This is a genomic window from Shewanella sp. MTB7, from assembly GCF_027571385.1.
Classification (GTDB): Bacteria; Pseudomonadota; Gammaproteobacteria; order Enterobacterales; family Shewanellaceae; genus Shewanella.
The window spans coordinates 6,103,606-6,119,465 of record NZ_CP085636.1 but is presented as its reverse complement, the minus strand read 5'-3'; the positions used below and the strand labels follow the sequence as shown (position 1 = coordinate 6,119,465).

15 protein-coding genes are annotated in these 15,860 nt (G+C 44.4%); 13 read left to right on the top strand and 2 right to left on the bottom strand.

Features of this window, described 5'->3' with window-relative positions; translation table 11 throughout:
* Window positions 1-149: 149 nt before the first annotated feature.
* On the top strand, window positions 150-2,027 hold the full coding sequence (locus HWQ47_RS26795) for an aspartate:alanine exchanger family transporter (RefSeq protein ID WP_269968974.1): 1,878 nt from the start codon (window positions 150-152) through the stop codon (window positions 2,025-2,027).
* Between the two features lie 272 nt (window positions 2,028-2,299).
* Here HWQ47_RS26795 and hslO read toward each other — a convergent pair whose 3' ends face one another.
* Window positions 2,300-3,160 carry an Hsp33 family molecular chaperone HslO gene (gene hslO / locus HWQ47_RS26790; RefSeq protein ID WP_269968973.1) on the bottom strand — a complete coding sequence of 287 codons (861 nt, stop codon included), beginning with the start codon at window positions 3,158-3,160 and terminating at the stop codon, window positions 2,300-2,302.
* A gap of 112 nt (window positions 3,161-3,272) precedes the next feature.
* A complete protein-coding gene (gene hslR / locus HWQ47_RS26785; protein ID WP_269968972.1) occupies window positions 3,273-3,671 on the bottom strand; it encodes a ribosome-associated heat shock protein Hsp15 in 399 nt (132 codons plus the stop codon).
* A 257-nt stretch (window positions 3,672-3,928) separates the two neighbouring features.
* On the opposite strand from hslR, the gene gspC reads away from it, so the two are divergent.
* The 12 genes from gspC (at window position 3,929) to HWQ47_RS26725 (ending at window position 15,816) form a co-directional block, all read left to right on the top strand.
* Window positions 3,929-4,837, top strand: coding sequence for a type II secretion system protein GspC (gspC, locus tag HWQ47_RS26780; RefSeq protein WP_269968971.1), 909 nt, complete (start codon window positions 3,929-3,931; stop codon window positions 4,835-4,837).
* 72 nt (window positions 4,838-4,909) lie between these two features.
* Window positions 4,910-7,057 carry a type II secretion system secretin GspD gene (gspD, locus tag HWQ47_RS26775; RefSeq protein WP_269968970.1) on the top strand — a complete coding sequence of 716 codons (2,148 nt, stop codon included), beginning with the start codon at window positions 4,910-4,912 and terminating at the stop codon, window positions 7,055-7,057.
* A complete protein-coding gene (gene gspE / locus HWQ47_RS26770; protein WP_269968969.1) occupies window positions 7,050-8,618 on the top strand; it encodes a type II secretion system ATPase GspE in 1,569 nt (522 codons plus the stop codon). The genes gspD and gspE overlap by 8 nt, the downstream gene beginning before the upstream one ends.
* Window positions 8,619-8,709: 91 nt before the next feature.
* Window positions 8,710-9,933 (top strand): type II secretion system inner membrane protein GspF, encoded by a 1,224-nt coding sequence (gene gspF, locus HWQ47_RS26765; protein WP_269968968.1) that lies wholly within the window; start codon window positions 8,710-8,712, stop codon window positions 9,931-9,933.
* An 83-nt stretch (window positions 9,934-10,016) separates the two neighbouring features.
* A complete protein-coding gene (gene gspG / locus HWQ47_RS26760; RefSeq protein WP_269968967.1) occupies window positions 10,017-10,451 on the top strand; it encodes a type II secretion system major pseudopilin GspG in 435 nt (144 codons plus the stop codon).
* A 55-nt stretch (window positions 10,452-10,506) separates the two neighbouring features.
* Complete coding sequence (gene gspH, locus HWQ47_RS26755; RefSeq protein ID WP_269968966.1) at window positions 10,507-11,088, top strand: type II secretion system minor pseudopilin GspH; 582 nt, start codon at window positions 10,507-10,509, stop codon at window positions 11,086-11,088.
* Window positions 11,078-11,476 carry a type II secretion system minor pseudopilin GspI gene (gene gspI, locus HWQ47_RS26750; protein WP_269971868.1) on the top strand — a complete coding sequence of 133 codons (399 nt, stop codon included), beginning with the start codon at window positions 11,078-11,080 and terminating at the stop codon, window positions 11,474-11,476. The genes gspH and gspI overlap by 11 nt, the downstream gene beginning before the upstream one ends.
* Window positions 11,454-12,275, top strand: coding sequence for a type II secretion system minor pseudopilin GspJ (gene gspJ / locus HWQ47_RS26745; RefSeq protein WP_269968965.1), 822 nt, complete (start codon window positions 11,454-11,456; stop codon window positions 12,273-12,275). The genes gspI and gspJ overlap by 23 nt, the downstream gene beginning before the upstream one ends.
* The gene (gspK, locus tag HWQ47_RS26740) at window positions 12,275-13,276 is read left to right on the top strand and encodes a type II secretion system minor pseudopilin GspK (protein ID WP_269968964.1); all 1,002 of its coding nucleotides are present in this window, start codon (window positions 12,275-12,277) and stop codon (window positions 13,274-13,276) included. The genes gspJ and gspK overlap by 1 nt, the downstream gene beginning before the upstream one ends.
* A 79-nt stretch (window positions 13,277-13,355) precedes the next feature.
* A complete protein-coding gene (gspL, locus tag HWQ47_RS26735; RefSeq protein ID WP_269968963.1) occupies window positions 13,356-14,549 on the top strand; it encodes a type II secretion system protein GspL in 1,194 nt (397 codons plus the stop codon).
* Between the two features lies 1 nt (window position 14,550).
* Window positions 14,551-15,027, top strand: a complete 477-nt coding sequence (locus HWQ47_RS26730) for a type II secretion system protein M (protein WP_269968962.1) — start codon at window positions 14,551-14,553, stop codon at window positions 15,025-15,027.
* A 30-nt stretch (window positions 15,028-15,057) separates the two neighbouring features.
* Window positions 15,058-15,816, top strand: coding sequence for a type II secretion system protein N (locus tag HWQ47_RS26725; protein WP_269968961.1), 759 nt, complete (start codon window positions 15,058-15,060; stop codon window positions 15,814-15,816).
* The last annotated feature ends 44 nt before the right edge of the window (window positions 15,817-15,860 follow it).

The following is a 15,860-nucleotide window of genomic DNA, read 5'->3' as shown; positions in this document are numbered from 1 at the left end:
CGCTATTGCATTTTGTAAAATGGATCCATTATTTTCTGTCCCTTTTACAAAATGATCTTCCATAAAGCTGAAAGTATTTGAACGATTTTGCGACATGTTAAGTCATGGAGTTAGATGTTTCGTCATCTTTTTCAACATAGGGAATGATTATGAATACCTATCAATTGAGTAAAATCTCCTTCTGGGTCAAGGCCCAACAATGGAGGTTATTACTCACATTATTAATCTCTCTATTCTCTCCTCATCTTTTGGCTGCTGAAACAGTTGAAACGATAGCAATAGCTGAAACCGCAGGATTATTTAGTTTTTTGTTTAGTTATATTGCTGACAATCCCTTCGTGTTTCTTTTCTTGAGTATCGCAATTGGTTATCCCTTGGGAAAAATCACCATTAAAGGGATCAACCTCGGCTCTACCGCTGGAACACTTGTAGTTGGGGTCTCGATCGCGTTAACAGCATTCTCTGTTTACGGCTTAAGAATTGATGCGCCTGGATTGGTCTCTGATATTTTTCTGATGATGTTTATGTATGCTATTGGAATGAAAGTGGGACCGCAGTTTTTCTCAGGTTTAGCGAGAGGTGGATTGGATTTTGTTGTGATCGGCATCATCGTTGTGTTCAGTAATTTTCTTATCGTTTTCTTTGGTTCAAAGTTATTGGGTTTAGCACCTGGTTATGCGGCAGGGATCATCTCTGGCAGTTATACGGTCACCGCTGTGATGGGGGTCGCTCAGTCCGCTATTAATTCTGGTGCATTTAAAGCGCCAGCGGGGATGACACTGGATCAGGTTAGTGCCAATATCGCTGCGGGTTATGCCATTAGTTATGTTCTCTCGAGCGTATTTATCATCTTATTTATCAAGTATCTTCCTGCCATGTTCGGCATCGATCCGGTTAAGGCGGGTAAAGATGCTGAGGCTGAATTTGGTAGTGGTGGTGATACAGAGGCGCTACCCAGTACCAGTGGTTTCTCTAATTTAGGTGTGTTGCCCTTAGATATTCGAGCCTATAGGGTCGACCATCAAGAGTTGGTCGGTCAGAGTGTCGAAGCGCTATTTCATCGTTATCCCCATGCCGCAATCCTTAAGGTGGTTCGCGGGGATAAGGTGTTTGATGCTGCTGATCATCCACAGTTAGAACTAGGTGATATTATCGGTGTGCGTGGTGATTATCATGTATTGATCCAAGGTGGTGAATCTATCGTTGGTGTTGAGGTTGATGAACCTAGAGCTCGTAATGTAGATATTGAGGTGGCGGATATTCATCTAGGTAAGTCGGTATATATTGGTCAAACTATCGAAGAGATGAGTAAAAAAATTGGTTTTGGTATCTACCTTAAAGCAATGTTTAGACAAGGTCATCAGTTACCCATTTTGCCTCTGACTGTGATTGAGGTAGGGGATGTACTCCGTGTGGCTGGCTCAGATTGGTGCGTTAATCAGACAGCGATGAAACTCAACAGTAACCCGATTGTAGAGAGCACGTTGACAGAGACTTTCTATCTGGCACTGTCACTACTGATTGGTTATATCTGTGGTCATTTAAGTGTCACTTTAGGCGGCATTCCATTTGCACTAGGGACGTCTGCGGGGTGTATGTTAACCGGGATCATTTTCTCATTTTTGCGAACTCGTAATCCGGCTTTTGGTGGCCCCATGAGTGAAGGTGCTCGTAGCTTCTTGCAAGATATAGGCTTGAGTCTGTTTGTGGCGGTATTAGCGGCAACGGTGGGTCCTAAAATTTTAGCTTCATTCCAAGGTATTGTGGTTATCAAAATTGCAGCTCTAGGGCTGACAGCAGCCTTAGTGCCTCCATTACTTGGTTGGCTTTATGGTCTGTATTTCCGCAAGATGAACCCTGCTATTTTGGCGGGGGCGTGTGCCGGTGGTCGTAATAGTACGCCGGCATTAAAAGGGGCTCAGGATGTGTGTCAAACGGATATGCCAGCTATAGGCTATCCGGTGCCCTATGCGTTAACTTCCATGATAGTACTGGTTCTAGGTTATTTGACGATGGTGCTCTATTGAATATAGAAATAACGGACAAAAAAGCAGCTCATTGAGCTGCTTTTTTGTGTTAGGAACACTTATGAAGATTTACCATGGACGGTCATAAATCTTCGTTGTGTCTGGAACACTTATGAAGATTTACCATGGACGGTCATAAATCTTCGTTGTGTCTGGAACACTTATGAAGATTTACCATGGGCCTATGATGTTCCATTCATCATTTAGCATTTCCTAGGTCCATGTAGGTCAAGGTGATAAATTTTTTGTGTTATCAATATTTTATGTTGAGATTAATGTTTCGTCTTAGGTGTTTGTGTGTTGTTGAAAATCGCTGCTACATCAATTGAGTCAAAGCTGTAGTTGGTGTTGCAGTATTCACAATCCATATCAATTTTACCCATTTCAGCTAGGATAGATTCGATCTCTTCTCGAGGTACTGTGCGTATCGCAGAGGCACTGCGTTCACGAGTACAGGTGCATAAAAAGGTTACAGCTACTGGATCGAATAGACGAACCTCTTCTTGATGATAGAGACGGTGTAACACCTCTTCGGCTTCAAGTTCAAATAACTCTTCAGCTTTTACGGTGGCAGTTAATTGTTCCAAGTGCTCAAATTGAGCGTGATGATCGCCTTCACTTGGCAACACTTGCAGTAACATACCTGCGGCCTGCTTACCGTTAGCAAATAAGTATATCGAGGTTGGTAGCTGCTCTGATTGAGCGAAGTACTCCTCAAGGCAAGCGGCTAAAGTGGGTTTGTCTAGCGCAACAACACCTTGATAACGCTCCCCTTTAGTCGGACTTAAGGTGATCACCATATGACCCTTACCAAATAGTTGCTGCAGATCACTATCATCGATCAGTTCGTCTTTGAAACGGGCTACCCCACGAAGTTGCTGTAGATTATCACCGTTAATCACAGCTAATGATACCGGACCATCGCCTTGCAGTTGTACGCTGATGTCGCCGCTGAATTTTAGGGTTGCGGTTAACAAGGACGTCGCAGCAAGCAATTGGCCCAGTAAACACTGAATTTGAGGTGGGTAATCGTGGGCCGAAATGACCTCTTGGTAACTCTTCTCAAGTTGCACCAACTCACCACGGACGTCGGCATTCTCAAATAGGTAGCGGTGTAAATTATCTTTACTCATATCTGTCTCACAATTACATTCGGTATTTATCGGGGCTCAAGGTGTGCCCAAATCAGTTTAGCTGAGTCTGTAGAGTTATCTCAGTCGATTCAGCTTGAATAGGTATTAAGCCTTAGCCTTCTTTGAAACGTATTAGCTGACGACGTTGTTTCTTATCCGGTTTATGGTCAGGCGCTGGATTGTTCAGTATATTTAACCGTCTTGCTTCGGCATAGGTTTCACGTTTCACTATACTTTCGGGGGTTTCATAGTATAAAGTTTGGGCCTCAGCTGCTTTTTGTCTCTGTTCCGACAGTTTTTTTATGACGATCTCTTTTTCGTCATGTCCCTGTCTTAACTTTATGACAGCATCCAGTTCTGCGGTCTTACTGGATTTGGCACGTTGTCCATTGTAATGAACTTTACCACCATTAATCATCTCTTTTGCGATAGCTCGCGTCTTATAGAAACGAGCAGCCCAAAGCCATTTATCTAGGCGAACTGAGGTTATTTCTTTGGGGGGCTTGGTCATCGAGTCTCCATAGTGGTATTAAAGATGGCTGAGCTCACAAGCTGAGTAATAAAATAGCTAATCATAAAGGCAATAGCCTATTATAGCGATTAGCTTCACACACTCATCGGCGTGTAAAGTTAGTATATCAGGGCTCTTTTCGCCAATAAAGCTAATGTTGTGGGCTTGTTGGCATTAACAGTGTAGGTTAGCATAGGTCAGTATTCGCTAAATTATCTTAATCAGAACAGAGACCTGTGTAGAGGGTCCACATTAATATGGATTTATTAGATAAAGTTATAAATAAGGCTTCAGATATTCCGCATAAGCCTTTGAGCACAAGTGTTTTTTGGGTCGGTTTGATTATTGTCCTTTACCTTTTAGCTCAAATTACATGGAAGTTAGTTCCTACCTCCGAGCTAGCCTCAAATTGGCATCCTACCCCTGAGAGTATCAGCAAGGGTAAGCATGTTAGTGTTTCTCAATTACAGGCATTATCACTCTTTGGTCGGGCTGATGAGGCTTCAAGTAAGCCAAAAATCGCCCCTGTTGAAGAACAAATTACCGATGCACCTAAAACCTCTCTATCAATTCAATTGACAGGCGTTGTAGCCTCGACTTCTCAACAGAAAGGCTTGGCGGTGATTGCGTCGAGTGGCAGTCAAGATACCTATGGCTTGGGAGATAAAATTAAAGGCACGTCAGCATCATTGAAAGAGGTGTATGCCGATCGCATCATTATTACTAATAGTGGCCGCTATGAAACCTTGATGTTAGACGGTTTAGATTATGACACTAATGGTTTTGCAAATAAGCAGTTACAGCAAGCGAAATCAATACGCAAAGTAGATAGGCGTAAAAACAGTGAATTTGCTAAAGAAGTATTGGCATCTAGAGATGAGCTCTTAGCCGATCCAAGTAAACTGACCGATTACTTAGCTATCTCGCCTGTGCAGAGAGAGGGGACGTTACAGGGTTACCGTTTAAATGCTGGTAAAGATAGAGGTTTGTTTGAAAAGGCGGGTTTGAAGGCCAATGATCTGGCTAAATCGATCAATGGTTATGATCTTACCGAGATGACTCAGGCGCTAGAGGTGATGGCACAGTTGCCAGAATTAACAGAGATCTCTTTGATGGTCGAACGAGATGGACAACTGGTTGAGATAATGTTTAGTTTGCCAAATTAATACTACGCCTTGAAAGTTATTACTGATAATAATTGAATTCGCCACACAGCTTAGGTTTTATGGGAAGTTAAAATGAATAAGAAGAATATTCGCAGGAAATTAATCGCAGGGATTGTGATGGGAGCGTCGTTACTCGTACCTCCTTTGGCTTGGTCAGAGCAATATGCGGCTAATTTTAAAGGAACTGACATTCAGGAGTTTATCAACATAGTTGGTAAAAATCTCAGCAGAACCATCATTGTCGACCCGACCGTCCGCGGCAAAATCAACGTCCGCAGTTATGATCTACTTGACGATGAGCAGTATTATCAATTCTTCCTCAATGTGCTTCAGGTTTATGGTTATGCTGTCGTCGAGATGGATAACAACATCATCAAGGTTATCAAGGATAAAGACGCTAAAACCGCGGCTATTCGTGTGGCTGATGATGAGACGCCAGGCTTAGGTGATGAGATGGTGACTCGAATTGTTGCCCTCTATAATACCGAAGCTAAGCAGCTGGCACCTTTGCTGCGTCAACTTAATGATAATGCCGGTGGCGGCAATGTTGTTAACTATGATCCCTCGAATGTGCTGATGATCTCTGGCCGTGCAGCGGTAGTGAACAAGTTAGTTGAGATTGTTCGCCGCGTCGATAAACAAGGTGATACCGAAGTTCAGGTTGTGCCACTTGAGTTTGCGTCAGCAGGCGAGATAGTGCGCATCATCGATGCGCTATATCGTTCGACTGGCAACAAGTCTCAAATGCCGGGGCAAGCACCGAAAGTGGTGGCTGATGAACGTATGAACGCAGTGATTGTTAGCGGTGATGAAAAGAGCCGCCTGCGCGTCGTCTCTTTGATTAAAAAGCTCGATGCTGAGCAGGCCAGTACAGGTAATACTAAAGTTCGCTATTTACGATATGCAAGCGCTGAAGATCTCGTCGAAGTGCTCACCGGTTTTGCTGAGCAATTAGTGAGCGATAAAGATGGTGGGGCTCAAGGAGGGAAGAAACGCCGTAACGAGATCAACATCATGGCTCACAATGACACTAATGCATTGGTGATCAGTGCAGAGCCGGATCAGATGCGTACTATTGAAAGTGTTATTAATCAATTAGATATTCGCCGAGCACAAGTCTTAGTCGAAGCGATTATTGTGGAAGTGGCCGAAGGTGATGATGTTGGTTTTGGCATACAGTGGGCTACGACTGCCGGTGGTGGTACTCAGTTTAATAATTTAGGTCCGACGATCGGTGAGATAGGTGCTGGTGTATGGAGCGCAAGGGATCAAAAAGCATCGCAGACGTGTAGTGGCGCTGGTGATAACAAAGAATGTACAGATAATCCAGACACGCCGGGCGACATTACCTTACTTGCTCAGGCACTCGGTAAAGTTAATGGCATGGCATGGGGTGTGGCCATGGGCGATTTCGGTGCGCTTATCCAAGCAGTGTCGAGTGATACCAAATCAAACGTATTAGCAACACCTTCTATCACCACATTGGATAACCAAGAAGCGTCGTTTATCGTTGGTGATGAAGTGCCTATTCTTACGGGTAGCCAAAACTCAAGTAACGGTAACAGTAATCCGTTTCAAACGGTTGAACGTAAAGAGGTGGGCGTTAAGCTTAAAGTTGTGCCTCAAATTAACGAAGGTAATTCTGTTAAGCTGACGATTGAACAGGAAGTGTCAGGCATTAACGGCAAAACAGGCGTCGATGTGACGTTCGCGACTCGTCGCCTTACTACCACAGTGATGGCTGATTCGGGGCAAATTATAGTTCTAGGTGGTTTGATCAAAGAAGAAGTACAGGAGAGTGTGCAGAAAGTGCCTTTCCTCGGTGATCTTCCACTTATTGGTCACCTGTTCAAGTCTTCATCGAGTGGTAAGAAAAAAACCAACTTAATGGTATTTATCAAGCCAACCATTATACGTGATGGCATCACAATGGAAGGTATAGCAGGTCGTAAATATAACTATTTCAGAGCGATACAGTTAGAGCAGCAGGAACGTGGGATTAATTTAATGCCAAATAGTGATGTGCCTGTACTCGAAGAATGGAATCAGTCCGAGTATCTACCGCCAGAAGTGAATGAGATTCTCGAGCGTTATAAAGAGGGGAAAGGTTTAGAGACTAAGATGCGTCAAACGGATCCTGCTTTGAAGACTATTTCCGAGAGTAATAATGTTAAAGCTGTAAGCGAAGTCGTGTCTACCGAAGATAATGCCAATGAGTGAGTCTCAAATTTCCCCGATAGATGAGTTGGCTCTGGTGAGTGATGAACTTGGTTTGGGCTTGGAGAGTGAAACCGATGAGGTGTTTCACTCTAACAGTAAGGAGCGTTTGCCTTTCGCGTTTGCTCACCGTTACAAGGTCGTGCTGGATAAGAAAAATGAATTACTAACCCTGTATCATACTAATGAATCTTCTATTACGGCGCTACTTGAAGCGCGCCGTTATTCAGGTAGAAACCTGCCATTAGTTGAACTGGCAGCTTCAGAGTTTGAGTCTAAACTGACAATGACTTACCAAGCGAACTCTTCTGAAGCACAACAGATGATGGAAAATATTGGTAATGAGATGGATCTGTTTACCTTGGCTGAAGAGTTACCTCAAACAGAGGATCTGTTAGAGGGTGACGATGATGCACCGATCATTAAGTTGATCAACGCCTTGCTATCGGAAGCGATTAAAGAGGAAGCATCGGATATCCATGTCGAAACCTATGAGAAGCAATTGATCGTTCGCTTCCGTGTCGATGGTGTTCTTAAAGAGGTGCTTAAGCCTAACCGTAAGCTTTCATCTCTGCTTGTTTCTCGTATTAAGGTGATGGCGCGTCTCGATATTGCCGAGAAACGAGTGCCGCAAGATGGTCGTATCTCATTGCGTATTGCGGGTCGAGCCGTGGACGTGCGTGTGTCGACTATGCCATCGAGTCATGGTGAACGTGTGGTGTTGCGTCTGCTTGATAAAAATGCAGGAAACTTAGATTTGGTACAACTGGGCATGACCCCCGCTGTGCAAGTTAAGTTCGAAGAGTTAATTCGTAAACCCCACGGTATTATTTTGGTGACCGGCCCGACAGGTTCTGGTAAAAGTACGACGTTATATGCAGGCTTAACTGAGCTGAACTCTAGAGATACCAACATTCTAACGGTAGAAGATCCTATCGAGTATGAACTTGAAGGGATAGGTCAAACTCAGGTCAATACTAAAGTCGATATGACCTTTGCCCGAGGATTGCGCGCTATTCTACGTCAAGATCCTGATGTGGTGATGATAGGCGAGATCCGAGATTTAGAAACGGCGCAAATTGCCGTTCAAGCATCATTGACTGGTCACATGGTGTTATCGACACTGCATACCAATACAGCATCAGGTTCGATCACTCGATTACAGGATATGGGTGTAGAACCATTTTTAGTCTCATCAAGTCTTTTGGGCGTGCTAGCCCAACGATTGATCCGTACCTTGTGTCCAGCATGTAAGTCTGAGCATGTCCCAGATCAGAGTGAACGTGTTTTATTAGGTATGGCTGCAGACGACACTCGAATTATCTATCGCGCCGAAGGTTGTAAGAACTGTGGTAACAACGGTTACCGTGGACGTACAGGTATTCACGAATTACTGATTGTTAATGACGATGTTCGCGAGCTTATCCACACTGGACGAGGCGAACTTGCTATTGAGAAACTGATACGTAAAACAACGCCGAGTATTAGACATGATGGTATGAGCAAAGTATTGGCTGGCAAAACGACTTTAGAAGAAGTGTTGCGCGTCACCCGTGAGGAGTAAAGGATGCCAGCATTTGAATACGAGCTTTTAGATACTAGCGACAAATCAGTTTGCTCTGTTTTACTGATATGGCTAAATGCGGAGATCTACCATGCCAGCATTTGAATACAAGGCGTTAGATACTAAGGGTAAACAACAAAAAGGGGTGATGGAAGCCGACACGGCGCGTCACGCCCGAGGTCAGTTAAGAGAGCTGCGCTTGATGCCGCTGGAGATCATTCCGGTTGTCGAGAAAGAAACCAAGACTAAGTCTAGTGGTAAGAGCTTTTTTCAACGTGGGATCTCAGTTGCCGAATTGGCACTTATCACTCGTCAAGTCGCAACACTAGTGGCTGCTGGTCTTCCCGTTGAGGAAGCGTTAAAAGCTGTTGGTCAGCAATGTGAGAAAGATAGATTAGCCAGTATGATTATGGCTGTTCGTTCCCGCGTAGTTGAGGGCTATAGCCTGGCCGATTCTATGGCTGAATTCCCCCATATATTCGATGATCTGTATCGCGCGATGGTGGCATCGGGTGAAAAGTCTGGCCATCTGGAAGTGGTGCTTAACCGTTTGGCTGACTACACCGAGCGTCGTCAGCAATTAAAAAGCAAGATGACCCAGGCGATGATCTATCCGGTTGTGCTCACCGTTGTTGCTATCAGTGTTATCGCTATTTTGCTCGCCGCGGTAGTTCCTGAAGTGGTGGGGCAGTTTGAACACATGGGGCAAGAGCTGCCATGGACGACCTTGCTGCTGATCGCCTCATCAGACTTTATCAGAGATTATGGCATTCTAGTCTTAGGTGCTGGGATCGGTTTGTTTGCACTGTTTAATCGTATGTTAACTAAACCTGTCTATCGAATGAAGTATGACAAATCCTTGCTTGTTTTACCAGTTATAGGGCGAGTCAGTAAGGGACTCAATACTGCGCGATTTGCTCGTACCTTAAGTATCTTAACGGCGAGCGCAGTACCTCTATTGGATGCGATGCGAATTGCCAGTGAGGTTTTAGTTAATGTTAAAGTACGCGCAGCGGTTGAAGAAGCGACCGCCCGAGTACGTGAAGGCACGAGTTTGGGTGCAGCGCTTACCAATACGAAACTTTTTCCTCCTATGATGCTCTATATGATCACTTCGGGTGAAAAGAGTGGTCAGTTAGAGCAGATGTTGGAGCGGGCTGCAGACAACCAAGACAGAGAGTTCGAGTCAAATGTGAATATTGCTTTGGGTGTGTTTGAGCCTCTATTAGTGGTGAGTATGGCAGCTGTGGTACTGTTTATTGTGCTGGCGATCCTACAGCCAATCTTAGAGTTGAATAACATGATAAGTGGTTAACTGCGGATATTCACTGATGGATTAGTTATTTTATTTTTGTGCATCCGCGAAGGATGCACACTGTTTTTCAAGAGGAAGTATCGATGAAAGTGAGAAATAAGCAGCAAGGTTTTACACTACTCGAAGTGATGGTCGTGATCGTTATTTTAGGTATTTTGGCCTCGATGGTGGTACCTAATCTTATGGGTAACAAAGATAAAGCGGATATTCAAAAGGCGATCTCAGATATTGTGGCATTAGAAAACTCTTTGGACATGTATAAGTTGGATAACAGTATCTATCCAACCACAGAGCAAGGTTTAGAAGCATTAACCCAAAAACCAACAGGCTCACCAGAGCCGCGTAACTACCGTGAAGATGGTTATGTGAAGCGTATATCACAAGATCCATGGCGCAATGATTATCTGTTATTAAGCCCTGGTGAAAATGGCAAGATTGATATATTCAGTGCGGGTCCTGATGGCCAAGCGGGCACAGAAGATGATATCGGTAACTGGAATCTACAGAATTATCAGTAAACACTGAGCTTTTAGTTAGTACCTACATAATCATGACGCTTAGGACAGATATTTGATGAGATATTCCCATCAAAAGGGCTTTACCTTAATGGAAGTGTTATTGGTCATTCTCTTAATGGGAATGGCCGCTTCTGCTGTGACCATGAGCATGAGTGGTGCCGATAAGCAACGTGATCTAGAGAAAACGGCTCAACAGTTTATGGCAGCGACAGAGATGGTGCTCGATGAAACTGTGCTTAGCGGTCATTTCATCGGTATCGTCGTCGAAAAGGAGAGCTATAAATATGTCATCTATGACGAGGGTAAATGGAAACCTCTGACTAACGACAGAATTTTAGGCGAGAGACAGATGGAAGCTGGAGTGCGTATTGACCTCGTACTCGACGGCCTGCCTTTAGTGCAGGACGATGAAGAGAAGGACTCTTGGTTTGAAGAGCCATTGATTGAAAAGTCCGAAGAGGATAAGAAGAAGTTTCCTGAACCGCAAATCTTGTTATTTCCAAGTGGAGAGATGAGTGCATTTGAGCTGATGTTTGTCAGTGAAGATGAAAGAGGTAAAGAGGTTGAAGCTTTAGTGGTTGGTGATGCATTGGGACGGTTAACGCTAGGGAGAAACGATGGCTTCGATGATCGCTAACGTTAAATGCGGTAATAGCAGTAAAGCCAAGGGGATGACCTTGCTTGAGGTTATCGTTGCACTGGCGGTTTTTTCGATTGCAGCGGTATCGATCACCAAAAGCTTAGGTGAGCAGATGGCGAATATGCCCATTTTAGAACAACGTACTTATGCCCAATGGGTGGCTGATAACGTGATGGTCGATGCTAGGTTAGAGACCAAGTTTCCTGAGCTAGGTAAAAAAGAGGACCAAACTGAACTTGCGGGTAAAGATTGGTACTGGCGTAAGGAAGTGGTAAAGACCACAGATGATAAATTTCGCATGATCCGAGTTAGCGTGAGTGATGATCAGCGTTTTGAACGTATTGCCGCTCAGGTAAGTAGCTATGTATTTAATCAAGAAAAATAGCAGCGTAGGTTTTACTCTGATTGAGATGCTCGTGGCTATCGCGATATTTGCCATGTTAGGCCTTGCCTCAAATGCAGTATTGCAAACGGTAATGCGTAACGATGAAGTCACCAAAGAGTTTTCAAATAAACTCAAGGCGATACAACAAGGTTTCGGTGCCTTAGAGCGGGACTTCAGCCAAATGGTCGCGCGGACACCACGCTTGCTCGAAGGAGGTCGTGGTAGTACGGTTTTTCAAACGGGTTCGGACATTTTAGATTCTGAATCTGAAGCCATCGTCTTTTTCCGATTAGGCTGGCTAAATCCCGATGGCATTCTGCCTCGTGGCAGTATTCAATCCGTTGCTTATGTCGTAAGAGATAATAATCTAGAGCGTTGGTATTACCCTTATCCTGAGCCTGAATTTGGTAGTGATCCGATTAAAACCATAGTAATGAAAGATGTCATCTCTGTGGAGTATTCCTTCTTTATGGAAGATAAGTGGGAGCGAAAAGTAGAGGCCACTGACTTACCTAAAGCGATCGCTATGGAGATTGAACTTGAAGGGTTAGGAAAAATTCAGCGTAAGTTTCTACTGCCCGTCGGTGCTAGACCAGATTCAGGCAGCGGTAATAACAACGGCGGCAGTAACAACGGCGGCAATAACAACGGCGGCAATAACAACGGCGGCAATAACAACGGCGGTAATAACAACGGCGGTAATAACAACGGCGGTGATAACAACGGCGGTGATAACAACGGCGGTGATAACAACGGCGGTGATACTGACGAAAATGGTCGTGATAAGGGGAATGGTTAGTGGGTAAGCTGCCAAAGCAACAAAAGGGTGTAGCCCTGATTGTGGTGCTGCTTATTGTGGCAATGGTGGCGATTATTGCGACTAATATCAACAGTCGCAACCAACTGTCGATGCGCCGTACCTTAAATTTAGCCCAATATGATCAGGCCTATTGGTATGCACTCTCAGCGGAAGAGTTGACTAAAAAGGTGTTAAAACAAGATTTAGATGACTCTGAAGGTCGGGTCCATCTGCAACAGTATTGGGCTCAAGCTGATGTGGTCTTCCCTGCAGAACATGGAGAGATTGGCGGTAAAATAAGCGATATGCGTGCTTGTTTTAACCTTAATGCTCTGTCCGTGGATACTAAAGGTGAATTAGATGGCAGCGGCCAGCCTAAGTTGCCCCTCGCTGCTATCCAATACAAGGGGTTACTGGTTGCTTTAGGTATGGATGAATTTTCTGCGGAGCGTCTGACTCATACCTTGAAAGACTATCTCGATGAAGATACCACGGCGAGTCCATTTGGTGCAGAAGACGCTGAATACGAGTCTCGTAATGTGCCCTATCGCGCGGCGAATACTTTGATGAATCATCGAAGTGAGCTAAGAGCTGTGATGGGATACTCTCAGGATATTTATCTTAAGTTGTTACCCTATATCTGCGCTATCCCAGGCAATGATCAGCAGTTATTGAATGTAAATACAGTCAAGGTCGAGCAGGCTGCACTGTTAGCTGGCATGTTTGATGACAAGATGTCAGTCAGTGAGGCTGAAAGTATTATTAATCAACGTCCAGGCGATGGTTTTGAAACAATAGAAGATTTTAAAGATAACTCATCAGTAGTCAGCTTGTTGTCAGCGAATGCGGCTTTAGGTTCTAGTTTTGTGGTTGAGAGTAAATATTTTTTGCTTGAAGCCGGTGCTAAGGTGGATACGGCAACCTTTCGTTTAGAGAGTGTGATGAAGGCTGAAGGTTCGAATTTTGATATATTAACTCGGCAGTTTGGTGGGCAGAAGTAGCCATACTGTTGCGTGAGTGGCAGAATAAAAATAATGACATCTTATCGGCAAAGTGCCATGAGATAGGTGGAGAATGAATGTGAGTGAAAGATTATTTATTCGCTTAGGGACAAGTTCAGAGCAAGTTTGCTCTTGGTTGGTGTGGTCCGAACAGGAGCAAGAGATTATTGCTTCGGGTGAACTAAAAGATGCGACAGCACTAGCAAGTTTAACTGAGCGCGCGGGTAATCGTCCAGTGGACGTATTAGTGCCAGCTTCAGCGATCACGTTAACCTCTGTTGAACTGCCAGAGAAAGGGCAGCGTCAAGCTATTCAGGCGTTGCCATTTATGCTTGAAGAGTCCCTAGCTGAAAATGTTGAAAAGCTTCACTTTGTACCGGGTCCGCGTACTGATGGAACCTTGAGTGTCGCAGTAGTTTCACATCAACAGATGCAAGACTGGATGAGTTGGTTAAGTGAAGCGGGACTAAAGGTTAAAAGTCTAGTGCCTGATTGTTTAGCTCTGCCTCTTGATGGATGCCAATGGGCTGCGATTCAGTTTAACCAAGAATATTTAGTCAGAACAGGTGAGGCTTCCGGTGTCAGTCTACCAGCGGATTGGTTGGATTTAGTCTTGCCAAAAATGTTTCCAGAAGGGCAAGAGGCCCTAGTTACCGTTGCTGGCCATAGTGAGTTGGCATTTGCAGGCACAGATATCAAACCTCAGGCTCTTGAGTTGCCGATGCTAGTGTTGGCAAAGGGAATTCTTTCTGCGCCATTAAACCTGTTGTCTGGTGTCTATACCCCTAAACGTGAGTATGGTAAAAATCTATCTTTGTGGCGCAATGTAGCCATTGTGATTGGGGTTGCCTTGGTGCTAGGTCTAGTAAGTAAAGGCCTTAATATTCACCAAATGAACACTGAACAGGTGAGATTGAAAGCAGAAAGTGAAGCCATCTATAAACAAGCTGTACCGGGCAGTTCCAGAATTGTAAATCTGAGATCTCAGATGGACAAACAGTTGCGTAGCATGCAGGGAAGTGGCGGTGGCAGTGAGTTTTTCACCATGCTTCAAGGCCTAGAACCTGCTTTTATTAAAGTGCCAGCATTAAAGCCAGTAACCTTACGTTTTGATAGTGCCCGCGGTGAGTTAAGAATGCAGGTCATCGCGAAGAGTTATGCTCAAATAGAGCAGTTTAAAACTATCGCCTCAGCTTCCTATCAGCTCGATTCTGGGGCTATGAACAGTGGCGAAGACTCAGTGACTAGCACACTAACACTGAGGAGTAGATAAGATGGATAACTTGAAAGCTTGGTGGAGTGGACTGATCCTACGAGAGCAGCAACTGGTTGGAACTTGTGGCGGTTTTTTGTTATTAGCTATTTTATATTGGGGGATCTGGACTCCCATGGTCAACGCTGAGTCGGACGCTGAACGCGGCCTAAAGGCTCAACAGAACACGCTGAATTTTGTTAAACAGACAGCAAACAAGATTGCGGGTTTAAAACTGAGAGGCAATGAGACGAGTTTTAAAGGTAGTTTAAGTGCTGCGGTGAATCAGACTGCTGGTTCCTTTGGTCTCGAAATCACTCGTATGCAGCCCCAGGGTAATAAGATTCAAATTTGGATGGATGACGTTCCTTTCGATGCATTACTGGGTTATTTAAATGAGTTGGTACAGGTCAAAGGCTTATCACTGGATAGTATCGACCTTGCAGAATCCGATCTACCTGGTTTGGTTAAGGTTCGTCGTATCCAGCTTTCACAGTAAAGAGCCGATTGTTTTAATTAAGGTATTGTAGTGAACTTAACGAAAAAGATTATTTTGGGCGTGGCGATTTATTTGGTTTTTATGATCGTACTGTTTCCGGCAAGTGTCGCTGTTAAACTGGCGCCGCTGCCAAACAATATCAGTGTCGCTGGTGTTTCTGGCTCTATTTGGTCCGGCAAAATTGAAACCTTAAAAATACAGCGACGACAGCTCGAACAGGTTCGCTGGCAGCTAAGCCCTTGGGGATTGTTTTTGGGTAAGGCTAAGTTAGATCTTGTGATCGGTAATCGCGGTTCTGCGGTTAACGGCAAAGGACTCGTGACTCTGTCTATGTCCGGTATCGACGCTGAAGGGATAAGGTTTGAAGCACCGAGCAGTTTTCTATTAGGCAATACTCGTCTGCCTTTTCGCACCGAAGTGAATGGTGAAATCAGCTTGTTTGTCGAAAGACTCCAACAAGGTCAGCCTTGGTGTGAACAGTTAAATGGTAAGCTATTTCTGAATACTGTACGGGTGACGAATCAATTCGGTAACTACCCGTTGGGTGATATCGAGCTAGGACTGAGTTGTGAAGATGGTAATATTAAAGTGAGATCCGATGAAGGGATGAATCAGTTGGGTCTCGATGGCACCGTTGTAGTGAAAGCGGACAAGATGGTGCAGGTTTCGGCCAAAATTAAAGAAGTCTCCTCTCAGCCAGAAGATCTTAAGAAAGCACTAGGCTTTTTAGGTAAAAAAGATAGCCAAGGTTATTATCCAATTAGTTACCAAGGACGAATCCCCCTTTAGCTTAAGAAAGGGGTTGCTTAATCAGGTTAGCTTACTTGTCTGAT